The following is a 16,673-nucleotide window of genomic DNA, read 5'->3' as shown; positions in this document are numbered from 1 at the left end:
ACCGGGCGTCACCCCGGAAACGGCACGCAGCGCGCGCCTTCGACTCCCCCGTGCACTTCCCCCTGCTGATAAGCCGCATGACGCCGATGTGGTCAGCATCGGGTGCGGCGCACGGCCGACTCTAACAGCGGAGCCATGGAGTGTTCGCCCTGGTCAGGGCAGATGCTGCCCCCGGGCGGCGTCGAGGCGCACGAGGGCGGGGGGATCCCCTGTCCGGCTGTGCGGCCGGGCGTCGGCGTTCTCGGCCATTCCCCCGGCGGGGCATCCGCGCCGCGCGCGGCGCGGCCCGTCCGTGACGTGCCGCGCCACGATCTCGGCGGCTTCGTCGGCGTCCGGGAAGTGGGCGGTGACGGCGTAGTGGTGGTTGCCGACCTGGACGGTCGTCAAGGGCGCGGCCAGGAGATCGAGAAACCACGGCGCGTCAACGGGGGAAGCCAGGATCCAGCAGCCGCGTTCCGCGTCGTACGCGATGACCTCCAGCGCCGTGTGGCGGGGGCGGCCGTCCGTTCTGGCCGTGTGGTGCAGAAGCAGCAGACGGCGGCCCAGGACCGGTCCAAGACCCACCCGGAAGAGGACGACGCTGAGGCGTGCGAGGCGTCGCCGCCCACCGCCCGGCGGTGGACGGTGGTGCCGAACGCCGTGCCGCTTCTGCGTCATCGAGCCGCCTCCTCGCGCCGTGCAGGGCAACCGATTGCGTAACGGAGACCTGGGCCAACCTTTAGCATGGACAATCTTTGCATAGTCTAAAGCTGGATCGCCGGGGAAGGCGGCCTGCCGGAGGACGTCCGTCTGCTAGGAGCACCGTGGCCACTGGGAAGCGAGGGGACGGCGGAGCAGTGCTGTCCTGGCTGCCGATCGTGGTGATGACGGTCGTCGCCGGAACGGACCTGGCGGCGGGCCCCGAGGGGGGATTCCTCCCGCTGGTCTCCCTCGGCCCCGCCTTCGCCGGGCTGATCGGCACGTGGAGGCGTACCGCTCTCATCGGCGGCGTGGCCCTGCTGCTCTGCGCCGGCCTGGGCGTGTACGACGGACTCTTCGACACCCGGCGGGGCTGGACGGCCATGGCCTCGGTCGCCGGAGTCACCCTGGCCGGCGCACTGGCCGCGGGCTCCCGGATGCGGCGCGAGGTGGAACTGGCCGGCGTGCGCTCGGTCGCCGAGGCGGCCCAGAGCGTGCTGCTGCGTCCCGTGCCCCGGCATGTCGGCGAGCTGGCGGCCGCGGTCTCCTACACGTCCGCGGTCGCGGAGTCGCGGATCGGCGGCGACCTGTACGAGGTGGTGGCGTCGCCCTACGGGGTTCGCGTCATCGTCGGGGACGTGCAGGGCAAGGGACTCGCCGCGGTGGCGACGGCGGCCTCCGTTCTGGGGGTGTTCCGGGAGGCGGCGCACGACGAGCCGGATCTGACCGCACTCGCCGCCAGGCTGGAGCGCACCGTGGCCCGCGAGGCGGACGGGGAGAAGTTCGTGACGGCCGTCCTCGCCGAGATCCACACCGACGAGCGGATCGCCGTCCTCCTGAACTGCGGACACCCCCCACCCATGATCGTCCGCGCCGACGGCTCCACCGACCTCCCCCACCCACCCGCATACGCCCTTCCGCTGGGCCTGGGCATCCATGGCGGGGAGCCTCCCCGGCCCCACCGGTCCAGGTTCGCACCGGGCGACCAACTGCTGCTCTACACCGACGGAGTCACCGAAGCGCGTGACGCCGAGGGGGTCTTCTACCCCTTGCGGGAACGGGCCGGGCTGCTCGGCGACGCCAACGCCGGGCAGGCTCTCGCAGCACTCCGCGAGGACGTCACGCGGCACGCCGAAGGCCCCTCGCACGACGACGCGGCGATGCTGCTGCTGCGCTACCGGTGACGGTGACGCCGCGCGGGCACCGGCCACGGCCCCGCGGACACGGGACGCGGTGCACCGGCCACGACGTACGCAGGATAAAAAGGTGTCATGGGCAGGAAAGCCGCTCCGGCGGGGCGCATGGACGATGTGGACGCGGTGACCGAGGCGGTGCTGACGGCTTCCCGGCTGCTGGTCGCGGTCTCCGCGCGCTCCCTGGCGGAGGTGGAGGAGCGCGTGACCCTCCCCCAGTTCCGGATGCTGGTCGTGCTCTCCTCCCGGGGGGACACCAAACTCGTCACGCTGGCGGAGCTGCTGGGCGTTGCCCCGTCCACGGCGATGCGCATGATCGACCGGCTGATCACCGCGGGACTCGCCGACCGGCAGACCAACCCGGGCAACCGCCGCGAAACCCTGCTCCGGCTGACCGCGGAGGGGCGTCGCACGGTGGAGAACGTCACCTCGCGCCGGCGCGAGGAGATCGCCTCGATCGTCCAGCGTCTCTCCCCGCACCAGCGGACGGCGTTGATCAGTGCGCTGACGGACTTCAACAGCGCGGGCGGCGAACGGCCCGCGCGGCTGCCGGACGAGAGCCCGGGGCCGCATCCGCTGGGCTGGGGCGAAACGGCGGGCTGATCCGGCGCCACGCCCCGGCCAGCACGTCGGGCTTGGCAGCATGTTGACATGACCTTGACACTCAACCGCCCGCGCCCGAGGCTCGGAATCCCCTGTGGAACGCTGACGACAATGAGGTGCAACCCCCATGCGATCACGCCCCATCGGATTCCTCCTGACCGCCCTCGCCGGCGCGGCCCTGGCGTTCGGCGGCACCACCGCCTCCGCGAGCCCGTCCGCCGCCCCGGCCCCCGGTGCCGCGTCGGCCGGGGACGTCGGTACGGCCGACGCCTGTTACACCTGGAGCGGAACCCTCCGGGAGGGCTCCAGCGGTGAAGCGGTACGGCAGCTCCAGATCCGGGTCGCGGGCTACCCGGGCACCGGCAACCAGATCGCCATCGACGGGGCGTTCGGCCCGGCCACGAAGGCGGCCGTGACGCGCTTCCAGGCCGCGTACGGCCTCGCCGCCGACGGCATCGCCGGCCCCGCGACCTTCAACAAGATCTACCAGCTGCAGGACAACGACTGCACCCCGGTCAACTTCACGTACGCCGAGCTGAACCGCTGCAACTCCGACTGGTCCGGGGGCAAGGTCAGCGCTGCCACCGCCCGCGCCAACGCCCTGGTCACCATGTGGAAGCTCCAGGCCATGCGGCACGCCATGGGCGACCGGCCGATCACCGTCAACGGCGGGTTCCGCAGCGTGTCCTGCAACAGCGCCGTCGGCGGCGCCGCCAACAGCCGCCACATGTACGGCCACGCGGCGGACCTCGGAGCGGGATCCCAGGGCTTCTGCGCCCTTGCCCGGGCGGCCCGCAACCACGGCTTCACCGAGATCCTCGGCCCGGGCTACCCGGGCCACAACGACCACACCCACGTCGCCGGGGGCAGCGGCCGCTTCTGGTCCGCGCCCAGCTGCGGCATCTGACACCGCGGCGCTCTCCTGACGTACGGGGCCTCCGCTCGGCGGACCGGAGGCCCCGTACTCGTGTCCGTACCCCGTGGGCCCGGGGCTACCGGCCCAACCCCACCACCACGGCCGGCGCGGCGAGCAGGACGGACAGAGCGCCGTGACGATCCGTGCGTTCGCGGACGACTGCCCCCTCCTGACGTGGTACGACGACACCGTCACGCGCGTTGCCCTTTCCGCGCAAGGGGCGATGGAGGCCTCCTGCGTCACGCACGCTGACGTGTCCGCTCTGCACACGCAGCAACCTCCCGCGCCTTTGAGCTCCACCCGAGCGCGCCGAAGCCGTGCCGCCTTTGGGCGGCTTGTCCGGACCGTCGCGCAACCGACCTCATCCGCCTCTCCCCATCCATCAGCGACTACGGCACGCCGATGACACCCACCCTGCCGCGTCCCCAGTACGACGCATGGCGGCCGGGTGAGCAGAATGGCACTTTGCGCGGCTACGAACCGGGCACTGGAGGTGCGGCAGTTGCAGCGACAACGTTCTAAGGGGAACGGCGTGGCGTGGTGGATGGCCGCTTGGCGGTGGGTGGTTCAGGAGTGGGCGGAGGTGCGCCGGTCCGCTCGTGACGCGTTGGTGGAGGCGGGGCCGGAGCGGGACACGCTCGTCCAGTCGCTGAAGGCAGCGGCGGCGGCGATCGCCGCCTGGGCGGTGAGCGGGTGGTGGTTCCAGGCGCCCATGGCCCTGCTGGCTCCGTGGACGGCGATCGCGATGGTCGGCAGCACGGTCTACCAGTCGGTACGCACCGGAGTCCAGCAGTTCGCCATCATCGCCCTCGGCACTCTGTGGGCGTCCGCCGCGATGGCCTTCACCCATGACAGAACCATGACCGCCATGCTGCTCACCCTGCCGTTCATGATGCTGCTCGGAAACTACCGGCGCTTCGGAAGCCAGGGCATCTACGGAGCCACGACAGCGCTCTTCGTCATCACCGGTGGGGTGTCCAGCACGTCCACGGTGGGACACCGGCTACTGGAGACGCTGATCGGCGCGGTCATCGGTCTTGTGGTCAACGCGTTCGTTCTTCCGCCCGTTCACCTGCGCAGTGTGCGTGACCGCCTCGTCCGTCTCGTGCGGGAGACGTCGGATGTGCTCGGCGCCATGGCGGACGGGCTGGGCACCGAGGACGGGTGGGAGAAGTCGGAGGACTGGCATCACGCAGCCGGGAACCTCTGGGTTTCGCTGCAGAACGTGAGCGAGGCCCGGCGCTGGGCCATGGAGGGGTCGCGGTGGAACCCGGGAGGCCGGCTGCGCCGCACGGGCCCGAAACCTCCGGCGCTCGCCGAGGACACCCGCTGGGGACGCGTCTGCACCCGCGTCCTGGCTCTCACTCGCACCCTCAAGGGGCTGAGAGACGACAGAGAACTCGTCCCGCCGTCGCCGGACTTCTTCCGGCTGCTGTCCGGTGTGCTGGACCAAGCACGTCACATCTGTGCCGTCGAGAGGGCGTTGCTCTCCGGCTCCGGAACCGACGAGCTGCGCGAACGCCGCGACGCGGCGTTCCGGGAGGCCTGGAGCGCCATCGAGTCACTCACCGACGCCTTCCACCGTCAGGCACCATCGGCGTCGGCCGTCGGGGGCGAGCTACTGCTGGAGGCCCGCCAGCTGTTGACGGAACTCGCACCCTCCTCCTGAGGCGCGGACAGCACCTTCCTCCCGAGGCGCGGGCAACTCACCTTGCGTGCGTCCCGAGGCTGTGGGCCCGGGACGCCCGCAGGCCTGGCTGGATCGGTCACCGTGGCCCTGGATGGGCGCCCCTCCGCTCGCTGTTCTCGGGTTGCATGGCGCCCCGCCGCAGCAGCTGTCGGTGGTGGATCACGCGTTCCGGTCCTGGTCGACGGTGGGGCAGACGCGGAGGACGGCGTCTGCGCCGACGACGGCGAGGAGGCGTTCGATGGTCTCGGAGGGGGCGGCTACGTGCCGACGAGGGCTACCGCGGTCTCCGCCCTGCAGCGCTGATCATTCAAAGCCGATGTGGCGGGTGACCTGCGTCGGGGTTCGCCGCCGGTCGAGGTCCGAGGAGTGCCTACCGAGCAGTCCGGTCCGAAGGGGGCCGGTCGGCGCTGTCCTGCAGGGCTATCTGTACGGACACGCGTTTGCCGACGGCTTCGCGGCGGAGCTCGAAGCTCTGGCAGACCGCGAGAACGAGCTCCAGGCCGTGCTGTCCGACCCGGGTCGGGTCGGCGGGCGAAGGGGAGGGAAGGACTGCGCCGGAGTCCCACATCGTGATGCTCAGCATGGTGCCGTCGGATTCGACGTCGAGCAGGCACGGACCCGGAGCGTACTTGCACACGTTCGTGGCGAGCTCACTGACCACCAGCTGCGCGATGTCCGTCGCCCGCCCGGAGACCGTCCAGGCGTGCAGTGACTGGCCCGTTGCCAGGAACTCCCGTACGAAGCCGCGAGCCCGGCCTATGTCACCCGAGGTCATCTCGTACGCCGCGCTGCTCCGCATGGTGGCCGTGGTGACCTCCTCCAGCCATTTCCGGTCTGCACCCGCGTAAGTCTTCACCAGTGACATGAGCCCCCCGTTCCCGTCGGCCACACTCCGTGGCCGCCAACCCGCATACCCTCTCGCGCAGCGTCCAAGCCACCCGGTCCGTACGCAGAGGAACCCGCCGCCGCCCCGAACGCAGAGCAGCTCGGCGGGGCCGACGGAGCCCGCGTGTGACGACGTACGCCACGGGCCTCATCCAGGCCGAGGTGGAACCGGGTGAGTCGCGCACGTCTCGGTGAGTGGAATCTTCTTGCCGGCGCCCGGATGACGAGCCCGGCCTGGTCCGAAGCTGGGGCCGTCCGCTCCACCCGGTCCGTGCGTTGGACTCCACCCAGGCGCTGTCGGCCGATCAGGGCACGTTCGTCATATGCCCGTGTCGTATCAGACTTTTCATGGATTTTATGGCACTTCTTATGCGATCAGGTGATCAGTACGACAATCATCTCGGCTTGAAGGAGCCTTCATGCGCATCTCCAGTTCCGTCCGCCCCCGCAGTGCCCGTACGGGGGCCAAGGTCGCCGTCGCCGTCGCGATCGCCGGCGCCTCCCTGGCCGGAGCGCCCGCCGCCCACGCCGCTCCCGGCGACAGCGGCAACATCGACATCCGCTCGGTCAGCTGGCACTCGAACCGCGACGGGGTCGAGGTCTGCAAGTTCGTGCTGTCGGCGAGCAACTTCGAGTCGTTCCCCTCCGTGCCCTGGACGATCACCGAGCAGCCTCCGACAGTGCCGCCGGGCACCACCCTGATGGACAGGCTCCCGCTCATCAACGGCAGTGCGCGCAGCGAGGCGTACCTGCTCCCGGAGGGCACCTACCAGCTGGTGTGGGTCGTCCCCGCGGGCCCGAAGCAGCGGAGCTTCAAGGTCGAGTGCGACCGCGGTAACCACGGCAGCAAGCCCCACAAGCCGCAGCAGCCCATCGGCGGTGTCCCCGCGGGCGGCGGTGGTGTCCCGGACATGGAGCCCGTCAGCTCCGACAGCGACTCCAACGCCACAACCGCCGGTGTGCCGTACTGGCTGCTGGTGCGGCGGGCGCCGCGGGTCTGATCATGATGCGCCGGTCCGCACGTCGCCGTGCTCGTGGTGAGGCGTAGCTCTCGCTGCCGAGGGCGACGACGAGGGCCGACGCGCGCGTGCCGTCTCACGATGACGCTGAGCGTGACGTTCTCCCTGGTGGCCGGCATCGTCTGGGTGTCCTCGGACTCGTCCGAGGACACGGTGCCGGCCGCCGCCGACGGCGGTGACTCCGCGGGCGGCGGGCGGGAGCCGTTCCGGCGGGCCCCGCACGAACCGGATCAGCGCGTGCCCGCCTCGCACGCGCCTCTGGTGCCCTCACGGCCGCTGAAGGTCGCCATCCCGGCCATCTACATCGAGTCGGCGGTCACCGGGCTCGGTCTCGATGCGAAGGGCCGGCTCGGAGCCCCGCCGTTGAGCAAGCCCAAGCTGACGGGCTGGTACGAGAAGGGGCCCTCACCCGGTGAGGACGGAACGGCCCTCCTCGTGGGCCACCGCGACACCAGGACGGGCCCTGCCGTCTTCCTCAATCTCAACGCGCTGCGCCGGGGCGACAAGGTCAACGTGGTGCGCGCGGACCGCAAGACCGCAGTGTTCACGGTGGATGCGGTGAAGACGTACACGAAGGACAAGTTCCCCGATGACAAGGTGTACGGGGAGACCGGGCGGCCCGAACTGCGACTGCTGACCTGCGGGGGTCGCTTCGACGAGAAGGCGGGCTACTCGGCGAACGTGGTGGTCTTCGCCCACCTCACCTCCCTGAAGAAGACGGCCTGAACGGAGCGTCCAGCACAGGGCCGGTGCCTCGGGGACAAGGCACCGGCCCTGCTCACCGTCTGCGGATGGCTGAGCCGATGCGGTGCGGTCCGTGCGGCCTCCCTCGCCGCGCTCCCCCTCCGCCTGACCGGGCTGCTGCGCTTCTCCGGCCGGGTCAACGTGCTGGCCTGGGCGGTCCGGCCCGACGCCGCCCTCCTGGAGCTGCACGAGACGGTGTGGCGGATCCTGCGGGAAACGCCCGGAGTCGACACCCGCTCCAACCCGCTGCTCTCCCCCGCCCGATGGGTCCCGCACATCACGCTCGGCCGGGGCCGGGGCGCGGTGTGGCCCGGCCCCGACGGCAGGTGGCTCCCCTGGGCAGCCACCGGGCCTGACGCTCTGGCGGGGCGGTGGGCCGAGGCCCGGTCCTACGACTCGACGAGCCGGATGACGGCCGGCATAGGGCCGGGGACGCTTTGAGCTGCGGCCCCGGCCCGGCCGAACGCCGTACCGGGGCGTCAGCGCACCAGCCTGACCAGCTTGTGGTTGGCGAACTCCTCCATGCCGAACCGGCCCAGTTCCCGGCCGAATCCGGACCGCTTGACCCCGCCGAACGGCAGCTCCGCCGCCGTGCCGGACGGGGCGCCGACGAACACCATGCCGGTCTGCAGACGCTGGGCCACCCGCTCGGCCTGGGCGTCGTCGTCGGTCTGGATCGAGGCGCTGAGACCGTACGGCGAGTTGTTGGCGAAGTCGACGGCCTCCTCCTCGGAGCCGACCTTGAACAGCAGGGCCACCGGTCCGAACAGCTCCTCCTTGTAGGCCCGCATGTCGGGGGTGATGCCCGCGAGCACGGTGGGCTCGTACCACGCGCCGGGGCGGTCGATGCGCTTGCCGCCGGCCAGCACCGTGGCCCCCTTGGAGATCGCGTCCTGGACCTGCTCGTCCAGGGTCTCCAGCGCCCTCTCCGACGAGAGGGGCCCCATGAAGGTGCCGGGGTCGGTGGGGTCGCCGACGGTGATGGACCGGACCGCATCGGTGAAGGCGGTCGAGAAGCCGTCGTAGTGCTCGTCCAGGGCGATGATGCGCTTGGCGGCGTTGCAGGCCTGGCCCGCGTTGCCCATCCGGCCGATCAGCGCGTTCTTCACCACCTGCTCCATGTTCGACGCACCGAGGATCAGATACGGGTCGGAGCCGCCCAGCTCCAGCACGACCTTCTTCAGGTTGCGGCCCGCGATCTCCGCGACGGCCGCGCCCGCCCGCTCCGAACCCGTCAGCGAGACGCCGTGGATCCGGTCGTCACCGATGACCGTCTCGATCTGCTCGTTGGTGGCGAAGATGTTGACGTACGCCCCCTTCAGCAGGCCAGCGTCCAGGAGCAGCCGCTCCATCGCCAGCGCCGATTCCGGGCACTGCGGGGCGTGCTTGAGCAGGACCGCGTTGCCCAGCATCAGGTTCGGAGCGGCGAACCGGGCCACCTGGTAGTACGGGAAGTTCCACGGCATGATCCCCAGCAGCGTGCCGACCGCCTCCTTCCGGATGACGGCCCGGCCGCCGGAGGCGACGTCCAGCTCCTCCGCCTCCAGGAAGTCCTCGCCCCGGTCGGCGTAGTAGCGGTAGATGGACACGACGGTGCGCAGCTCCCCGAGGGCCTGCTTGACCGGCTTGCCCATCTCGCGGGTGATGATGGCGGCGAGCTGGTCCTTGCGCTCCTCGTACAGGTCCGCGACCCGCCGCAGCACCTCGGCCCGCTCCGCCGCCGGCCGGGCGGCCCAGGCGCGCTGCGCGTCGTCGGCCAGGGCGAGCGCGTCGCGCAGCTCGCCGTCGGTGGCTGTGGGGTACTCCTGTTCCGTCTCACCGGTGGCGGGGTTGACGACTCGGTACGTACTCATGACTTCCTTCCGTGGACAGCTCCCGGACGAGGTCCGTGCGAGACGGAAACGGCCGCAGGACCACCGGGCGGACATTCGGGTACCCATCCGGCAGATGCGCACACCTCGACCCTCCCACCGCGCTCGCGACTCCGCTCCGCCGGCCGGAGCAGCCCGGTGGAGCGGCCCGCGCGGTAGGGGCCGTCTCTTGACCCTCACGTGACGTCAGGCTGCATAGTCGGTGGCGTGGAAGATCACTGGACCGTGGGGCGCGTGGCCGAGCTGGCCGGCGTGAGCGTCCGCACGCTGCATCACTATGACGAGATCGGGCTCGCGCGGCCGTCGGCGCGGACCGCGGGCGGGTACCGGGCCTACTCGGCGGGTGACGTCGAGCGGCTGAGGGAAGTGCTGGCCTACCGGCGGCTTGGCTTCGGGTTACGGGAGGTCGCGGAACTGGTCGGCGACTCGTCCACCGACGCCGTCGCGCACCTGCGCCGGCTGCGTGCCCTGCTGCTGGAGCGGCGCGATCGCGCTGACGCCATGGTGGCGGCCATCGACAGGGAGCTCGACGCACGAGCGAAGGGAGTGAAGGTGACACCGGAGGAGCAACTGGAGATCCTCGGCGCACGGCTGTACGACGCGATCGGCGGCGCTTACACGGCAACGCGGCGTACGGACCCTCGGATCGCGGCGCAGATCCTGGACGCGCTCGGGGACGCGCGGACGGTGCTGAACGTCGGAGCCGGCACCGGCTCCTACGAGCCGACCGATCGCGAGGTGACCGCGGTGGAGCCGTCGGAAGTCATGCGGAGTCAGCGGCCTGTCGGCTCGGCGCCGTGCGTGGCCGCCGCGGCGGAGAGCCTGCCGTTCGAGGACCACTCCTTCGATGTCGCGATGGCCGTCTCCACCGTTCACCACTGGGGGGACCCGATGGCGGGGCTGCGCGAGATGCGGCGTGTGGCCCGCCGCGTGGTGGTGCTGACGTTCGACACCGACGAGCCCGGATGGCAGGACCGGTTCTGGCTCACCCGCGACTACCTGCCCGAGTTCGCCACCGTCCTCGCGGAATTTCCCTCACTCTCACGGATGGCCGACGCGATCGGCGCCCGCGCTGAGCCCGTGCCCATCCCGTGGGACTGCACCGACGGTCTGTTCGAGGCGTACTGGCGCAGACCGGGGGCGTATCTGGAGGAGCACGTCCGCCGTGCGATGTCGGTGTGGACGAGGGTCGGGCCGGATGCCGAGCAGCGGGCGGTGCGAAGCCTCAGCAACGACCTCGAATCCGGCCGGTGGGCTGAGCGCAACAGCGACCTCGCCCACCTCGACACGGCAGACCTCGGCCTCCGCCTGCTCATAGGGTGAAGGGTTACCGGTCCGGCGGCCTCTCCGCGGCGACCGCGATCGCCCCCTGGGCCACCGCGCACAGCGTCTCCTCCCCCTCCGCGTCCACCATCAGCAGGTCACAGCGGCAGACGACCCGGCTCCGGCCCGGGCGGACCACCTGCGCCCGGGCGCGCAGCACCTCGCCCCGGGCCGGGCGCAGATAGTCGATGGTGAAGCCGACGGTCAGAACGGCCGGGCCGACGGCCGCGCCCGCCGCGAAGGTGAGGGCGTTGTCGGCCGCGTAGCTCAGGACGCCTCCGTGCACGAAGCCGTTCTGCTGGCGCAGTTCGTCGCGTACGTCCAGCTCCAGGACCGCCGCCCCGTCGCCGAAGGAGGTCAGCCGCGCGCCCAGCAGGACACTGAAGGGCTGGGCCTCCAACACTTTCCGCCCGAACGCGAGTTGCTGGGCGTCCGCCTCCATGGTCCACCTCATCTCCTCGGGAGGGACGAGCCTCGCCGCCCCGGAGTGGTGACGTCAACAGCCGCCCCTGTCGTACCGGACCGCTACTGTCCGACGCATGGACAACAGGATCCCTCGCGGCAACTGGCTCGGCGACGACATATTCCGTACGTTCGTGAAAGAGGTCGCACCGCTGCGTTTCGGCTCCTGGAGCGTGTCCGAGTTCGAGCGGACAACCTCTGCGCTGGGCTGGGAACTTGGGGAGCCGAAGGAGATCGCGGGCCAGGTCTGGCGCAGGTTCGCTCCCCGGAAGGGGCCTTCGGCCGGTTACGGGACCCTGATCGCCGACGCCTCGGAGCCCGAGCAGGTGCGCAAGCTGAACGTCCGCGTCGTCGACCTGCCCGCCGATGACCTCGCCTCGGCCGCCGGTTTCATCCGTGCCGCCTGGTGGGTCATGGAGGACGAACTGGGCCCGCCCACGCTGTGGGGAGGCGACTCGGGGCCGTGGATGCTGTGGCGGCGCCCCGGCACCAGCATCCTCGTGCACTCGCACGACGAGGGCGAGGTGAGCCTCGAACTCCTGCCTGCCGCAACGGACAGCGAATCCGCCGGAAGCGGCTACTCCCGTGGTCGCTGGCGTGCCGCCGATCCTGCCGATCTGCCGCCCGCCCCTGCCCCCGGCGCCTCGAACCTGTCCGGCACCACCTGGGAACAGGTCGAGAAGCGCCTGTCCGAAACGCTACGGTCCCTCGACTACGACACCCCGTTCTTCCCCGGCCGGTTCATCCTGCACCTGGGAGACGCCCGCGATCCCCAGCGCTTCGTCCAGTGCTGGAGCCAGGACCTGAGCCTCGTCGTCGAAGCCACCGGCCATCTCCACCGGCCGGACGCGGCCGACCCCGCCCGCCTGGCGCAGAACGGCTGGGAGTTCTCCCGCCCCATCTGGCAACGCCGGTTCCCCGACGCCATGGACAAGCCCGAGCACGCCGCGACGGCCGCCCGCATGCTCGTCGAGGAGCTGCGGCAACTGGGCGTCGACCTGACCGACCTCTCGTACGACGGCACCATGAGCGGTCGCGGGCGCGACTTCCATCTCGACCTCCCGGATCTGGGGATCCAGCTCGTCGACCGGCCCGCCGTCTGAACTCCCGTGCGTGGGGCCGTCGTTGCCGGGTTCATTGACAGCGTCGCGCCCCGATGTCACCGTCTCGACTGGCGGCGGCAGTCGCGGAACGGATCCCCACCGGTCCGCCGTACGCACGTACTCTGACCGCCGTCACCGCCCCCTGCCCCCGTCCGTCACCCGGTCGAGGCGATAGAGGTCGGCGACGCAGCCGCCGGGCCAGTACCGCTCGCCGCCCTCGCTGAACGGCTCCAGCATCGCGCTGATCACCAGGCGCTCGTACGGCAGGACCCGCTCCCCGGCCGCCGCCCCCTCGCGCAGGCGGCGGTCCTGGGCGTCCCACTTCTCCGCCCGGGCCCGCATCGCGGTGTCCAGGTTGGTCAGGGCGATCGCCGGGCCCACGCAGACCAGGACGCAGAGCGCGGCGCACACCGCCTTCGCCGGGGCCGTGCGGCGCAGGCACCGGCGGGCGGCCAGGCCCAGCAGGGCGCCCGCGCCGACGAGCAGGATCACGTACAGCAGGAGGTAGTCGTTCCACAGCCGGTTGGCGCTCGGGTCGCTCACCCGGTCCTGGAACACCGGGTAGGCGATGACCGTGCAGAGGTAGCCGGAGACCAGCAGCGTGACCAGCCCGGCGGCGGTCAGCAGCGGCCAGTGCGCGGGCGGGCGGGGCGACGTCCCGTCCGCCCGTCGGCACAGCAGCCCCAGCAGCACGCCCACCGCGACCGCGCCCACGTACTGCCAGGTCGTCACCACGGTGACGGTGATCTCCGCGAACGCGCGCAGCGACGCGGCGAGGGAGTCGGGGGCGAGCAGGGACGTGGTCTCCGCCCCGAAGCGCTCTCTGCGGGTCATGGAACCGGGTGAGGTGACGAGGACCAGGGCCCCGGCCGCCGTCCCGGCGATGCCCCCGGAGCACCACAGGCGGACGAACCCCCGGTCGGCGGCGGGGACGACCCGGCCGGAGACGAGGAGCGCGGCCAGCAGCACCATCACCACGACGATCGCCGTCTCCTCCGACAGCGTGGCGAGGAAGGCCGCCATCAGCACCGCGACGGCGATCGCGAGGGCCCGCCCCCGCCGGGTGCGGGCGAGCATGAGCGGGATCAGCGCGGCGCAGGCCAGGACGGGCGGCAGCGTGTGCGAGACGGACGCGGCGGGCCAGTAGAACGTCTTGTACGTGTTCGGCGTGACGAACAGGAACAGCGCGGTGGTCATGGCCGCCGCCAGGAGCGCCGTCCCGCGCGGGGTGCGCAGGGCAGCCCGACGCAGCGCGAGGACGGCCACCGCCCACAGGACCGCGAGTACCAGGACCCCGCTGATCAGGGGGTACCACTGGTGTCCCGCGACCTGGAACTTCGCGTACGCGCCGACCAGGAGCGCGTTGGCGACCCGCCCGTTGTCGTCGAGGTAGAACCTCCCGACGAGGCCGCTGATGCCGTCGTCCCGTACGCGCGGCAGGAAGCACCAGTCGTCCGCGCCGGGCCTCACCCACCGCCCGAACCAGGACGCGGCGGCGAGCAGGGCGAGCGGCGGGAGCGTGAGGGCGCTCACCCAGAGCGCCGTCCAGGGGCGGTCCGCCGGGCGCCCGGAACGGTCCCGCCCGGCCCCGTCCGTCATGGTCGTCTCCTGCGCGCCGCCGGTCGGGGCCGCGGTCACGGGCACGTCGTCGGACATCGCGTCCTTCACCGGTCCTGAGGCGATCGGGTGGGCAGCGTCGCGGACGCGGGGCGGCGGGCCAGCGGTTCGGCGGGGGCTGTCCCCGCCTCCGCCACGGCGCGGGCCGCCTTGGTCTGGCCCGAGGTGATCGCCCACCGCGCCAGCAGGAAGGAGATCGGCGTGACGATCACGCCGGCGGCCAGCGCGGCGAGGTTCTTGTCCATCCCGAGGCCGCTGACCGCTCCGTAGAGCAGCGCCCCCGACGCCACCAGGTTGACCAGGCTGGAGAGGGGATAGCGGACGAACGCGTGCCAGGTCGGCCGCGTCCGGCAGGTGACGTAGGAGTTGAGCAGGAACGAGCACACGATGCTGACCACATAGCCGATGACATGGGCGGTCAGGTACGGGATCCAGCGGTTCAGGGAGGCGTAGACGCCGAGGTAGACGGCGGTGTTCACACAGCCGATGAGGATGAAACTGCCGAACTGGCGGAGGGTACGGGACCGGCTCGGGGAAGTGGCGGGGCTCGGGGCGGCGGGGCCGGTGGCCGAGTCGGCGGCGGAGCTCTCGGCCCGGCCCTGGCCCTCGGTGAGCGCCCGCCCCTGGCCCTTCGTGAGCGCCGGACCCCTGCCGACTTCCGCGTCCCCGCCGAGCTGCGCGTCCCCGGGCGGCTGCGCGTCCCTGGTCAGCTGCGGGCGCGGCGCGCTGTCCGGCAGCACCGTCCGGCAGGTCGCGTCCGTCTCCCGTACGACGTACGGCGGGCGGTGCTTCGCCTCGTGGTAGATCCGGCCCACGTACTCCCCGATCACCCCGAGTGTCACCAACTGGATGCCGCTGAGGGCGACGACCGCGATGAGCAGGGTGGCGTATCCGGGGGTGTCCACCCCGTGGAGGACGACGCGGACGACGGTCCACAGGGCGTACACCAGCGCCGAGACGAAGACCCAGAAGCCGGTGTAGATCGCGAGGCGCAGCGGCCGGTTGTTGAAGGAGAGCAGTCCGTCGATGCCGTAGTTCAGCAGCCGCCTGCTGCCCCACTTCGACCGGCCCGCCACCCGCTCGCTGTTGCGGTAGCGGAAGGTGACCGTTTCGAAGCCGATCCAGGAGAAGATCCCCTTGGAGAAGCGGTTGCTCTCGGGGAGGGACAGGACGCTCTCCACCGCCCGCCGCGACAGCAGCCGGAAGTCTCCCGAGCCGTCGATCAGTTCGACGTCCATGCAGCGGCGCACGAGCGCGTAGTAGGTGTGGCTGAGGGTGCTGCGGATCAAGCCCTCGCCCGTGCGGTCGCGGCGTGGGATGACCTGGTCGTAGCCGTGCCGGTGCAGTTCCAGCATGCGGGGGATCAGCTCGGGCGGGTGCTGGAGGTCGGCGTCCATGATGACCACGGCCGCCCCGCGCGACATGCGCAGGCCCGCGAGCATGGCGGCCTCCTTGCCGAAGTTGCGGCTGAAGGCGGTGTAGTGGACGCGCGGGTCCCGGGCGGCGATGGCGTTCAGCAGGGAGCGGGTGCGGTCCCCGCTGCCGTCGTCGACGTAACAGATCTCGAAGCTGTCCCCGAGGGGGTCCAGGACGCCGAGCAGGGCGGCGTGGAAGGACTCGATGACCTCGGCCTCGTCGAAACACGGCACGACGACCGACAGCTGAAGGCCAGTCACTCGCCACCTCCGGACTTCGGGCCTCTCGTGGGGCCGGGCCCCCGACCGGCGCCTGCGCCGTCGGACTCCGGCGCCGGGGCCCGGGTCGCGCCACGTCCGCCCCATCTGACGACGGGCGGCGGCCTCCGTCTCTCCATACACGCGCGGGCGGACCGCTTTCCGCCGCCCTTTCATGCGAACAGCGGAGGCGGACCCGCACAACCGCTCGGGCGGACGGCGGATGCGGTCCGGCGGATCGCCGGGTCGCGGGGGCGAAAAGGCGGACATAGCCTCGCAAACGTGACGTCTCCTCGACCGCCACGGATTGCCGGCCCGCTCGCCGCCCTGTCCGCCGCGCCGCTCGCCGCCCTGGCCTCGGCACTGCTCGCCGTGTGCTGGCTGGTACTCCCCGCCGCTGTGCCCGCGCGCGCCGACGATCCCGTCGAGCTGTCCCGGGACGGGCAGATCACCGACCGGGTCGGGGCCCTGGGCGACCGGGCGGGGCAGGTGGAGGACGCCCTCGACCGGTTGTACGACGAGCAGCGCGTCCAGCTCTTCGTGGTGTACGTACGCGCTTTCTCCGGCCGGTCCGGACAGACCTGGAGCGACGAGACCGCCGACCGCAACGGCCTGGGCCAGGACGACGTGCTGCTCTCCGTCGCCACCCACGACCGGCAGTACGCCTACTCCGTCGACGTGGACTCCCGGCTCACCGACGACCAGCTGCGGGACGTGGCGGGGACCGCGATCGAGCCCGCGCTGCGGGAGAACGACTGGGCGGGGGCGGCGATCGGCGCGGCCGACGGCTACGCCTCCGTCCTGGCCGGACGCCCCGTGACCACCCCCGCGATCACCCCGGGCCCCGCCGACCCCGGAACGGGCGGCTCCGACTCCACCGGCGCCCGCGACTTCAT

The 16,673-nt window shown here is 71.7% G+C and carries 15 protein-coding genes and 1 pseudogene; 10 read left to right on the top strand and 6 right to left on the bottom strand.

From position 1 onward, the window contains the following. Window positions 1–153: 153 nt before the first annotated feature. Entirely contained in the window at window positions 154–657 is a 504-nt protein-coding gene (locus D3105_RS07605; protein WP_118901270.1) for a nitroreductase/quinone reductase family protein, read from the bottom strand. A 206-nt stretch (window positions 658–863) separates the two neighbouring features. Between D3105_RS07605 and D3105_RS07600 the strand changes: the two genes are divergently transcribed. The 4 genes from D3105_RS07600 (at window position 864) to D3105_RS07585 (ending at window position 5,059) form a co-directional block, all read left to right on the top strand. Continuing rightward, on the top strand, window positions 864–1,862 hold the full coding sequence (locus D3105_RS07600; protein WP_118901352.1) for a PP2C family protein-serine/threonine phosphatase: 999 nt from the start codon (window positions 864–866) through the stop codon (window positions 1,860–1,862). 87 nt (window positions 1,863–1,949) lie between these two features. Further along, entirely contained in the window at window positions 1,950–2,474 is a 525-nt protein-coding gene (locus tag D3105_RS07595; protein ID WP_118901267.1) for a MarR family winged helix-turn-helix transcriptional regulator, read from the top strand. Window positions 2,475–2,601: 127 nt separating this feature from the next. Beyond that, the gene (locus tag D3105_RS07590; protein ID WP_118901264.1) at window positions 2,602–3,381 is read left to right on the top strand and encodes a D-Ala-D-Ala carboxypeptidase family metallohydrolase; all 780 of its coding nucleotides are present in this window, start codon (window positions 2,602–2,604) and stop codon (window positions 3,379–3,381) included. A gap of 592 nt (window positions 3,382–3,973) precedes the next feature. Further along, window positions 3,974–5,059 (top strand): FUSC family protein, encoded by a 1,086-nt coding sequence (locus tag D3105_RS07585; protein WP_240646833.1) that lies wholly within the window; start codon window positions 3,974–3,976, stop codon window positions 5,057–5,059. Window positions 5,060–5,450: 391 nt separating this feature from the next. Here D3105_RS07585 and D3105_RS07575 read toward each other — a convergent pair whose 3' ends face one another. Continuing rightward, complete coding sequence (locus D3105_RS07575) at window positions 5,451–5,879, bottom strand: ATP-binding protein (RefSeq protein ID WP_118901349.1); 429 nt, start codon at window positions 5,877–5,879, stop codon at window positions 5,451–5,453. Window positions 5,880–6,384: 505 nt separating this feature from the next. Here D3105_RS07575 and D3105_RS07570 point away from each other — a divergent pair. The 3 genes and pseudogenes from D3105_RS07570 to D3105_RS07560 all read left to right on the top strand — a co-directional run bounded on the left by D3105_RS07570 (window position 6,385) and on the right by D3105_RS07560 (window position 8,169). Then, a pseudogene (locus D3105_RS07570) lies at window positions 6,385–7,013 on the top strand (hypothetical protein). A gap of 52 nt (window positions 7,014–7,065) precedes the next feature. Continuing rightward, the gene (locus tag D3105_RS07565; protein ID WP_118901259.1) at window positions 7,066–7,710 is read left to right on the top strand and encodes a class F sortase; all 645 of its coding nucleotides are present in this window, start codon (window positions 7,066–7,068) and stop codon (window positions 7,708–7,710) included. Window positions 7,711–7,758: 48 nt separating this feature from the next. Then, window positions 7,759–8,169 carry a 2'-5' RNA ligase family protein gene (locus D3105_RS07560; RefSeq protein WP_338103972.1) on the top strand — a complete coding sequence of 137 codons (411 nt, stop codon included), beginning with the start codon at window positions 7,759–7,761 and terminating at the stop codon, window positions 8,167–8,169. Window positions 8,170–8,207: 38 nt separating this feature from the next. Here D3105_RS07560 and D3105_RS07555 read toward each other — a convergent pair whose 3' ends face one another. Next, window positions 8,208–9,581, bottom strand: coding sequence for an NAD-dependent succinate-semialdehyde dehydrogenase (locus D3105_RS07555; protein ID WP_118901255.1), 1,374 nt, complete (start codon window positions 9,579–9,581; stop codon window positions 8,208–8,210). A gap of 243 nt (window positions 9,582–9,824) precedes the next feature. On the opposite strand from D3105_RS07555, the gene D3105_RS07550 reads away from it, so the two are divergent. Next, window positions 9,825–10,922, top strand: coding sequence for a MerR family transcriptional regulator (locus D3105_RS07550; RefSeq protein ID WP_165890978.1), 1,098 nt, complete (start codon window positions 9,825–9,827; stop codon window positions 10,920–10,922). A gap of 4 nt (window positions 10,923–10,926) precedes the next feature. Here the strand turns inward: D3105_RS07550 and D3105_RS07545 are convergent, their stop codons facing one another. Next, window positions 10,927–11,364 (bottom strand): PaaI family thioesterase, encoded by a 438-nt coding sequence (locus D3105_RS07545; protein ID WP_118901249.1) that lies wholly within the window; start codon window positions 11,362–11,364, stop codon window positions 10,927–10,929. Between the two features lie 97 nt (window positions 11,365–11,461). On the opposite strand from D3105_RS07545, the gene D3105_RS07540 reads away from it, so the two are divergent. After that, window positions 11,462–12,487 carry a TY-Chap domain-containing protein gene (locus D3105_RS07540; protein ID WP_118901247.1) on the top strand — a complete coding sequence of 342 codons (1,026 nt, stop codon included), beginning with the start codon at window positions 11,462–11,464 and terminating at the stop codon, window positions 12,485–12,487. A gap of 132 nt (window positions 12,488–12,619) precedes the next feature. Here the strand turns inward: D3105_RS07540 and D3105_RS07535 are convergent, their stop codons facing one another. Further along, a complete protein-coding gene (locus D3105_RS07535) occupies window positions 12,620–14,143 on the bottom strand; it encodes a DUF6056 family protein (protein ID WP_118901346.1) in 1,524 nt (507 codons plus the stop codon). 8 nt (window positions 14,144–14,151) lie between these two features. Continuing rightward, window positions 14,152–15,780, bottom strand: coding sequence for a glycosyltransferase (locus D3105_RS07530; protein ID WP_118901244.1), 1,629 nt, complete (start codon window positions 15,778–15,780; stop codon window positions 14,152–14,154). Between the two features lie 324 nt (window positions 15,781–16,104). Between D3105_RS07530 and D3105_RS07525 the strand changes: the two genes are divergently transcribed. Then, window positions 16,105–16,673, top strand: a 569-nt coding sequence (locus D3105_RS07525; RefSeq protein ID WP_133305674.1) for a TPM domain-containing protein, incomplete at its 3' end; no start/stop codon positions are given.

Source organism: Streptomyces globisporus (assembly GCF_003501885.1).
GTDB lineage: Bacteria > Actinomycetota > Actinomycetes > Streptomycetales > Streptomycetaceae > Streptomyces > Streptomyces globisporus_D.
The sequence above is the reverse complement of the archived record's forward strand: the minus strand, read 5'-3'. Positions and strand labels throughout refer to the sequence as shown.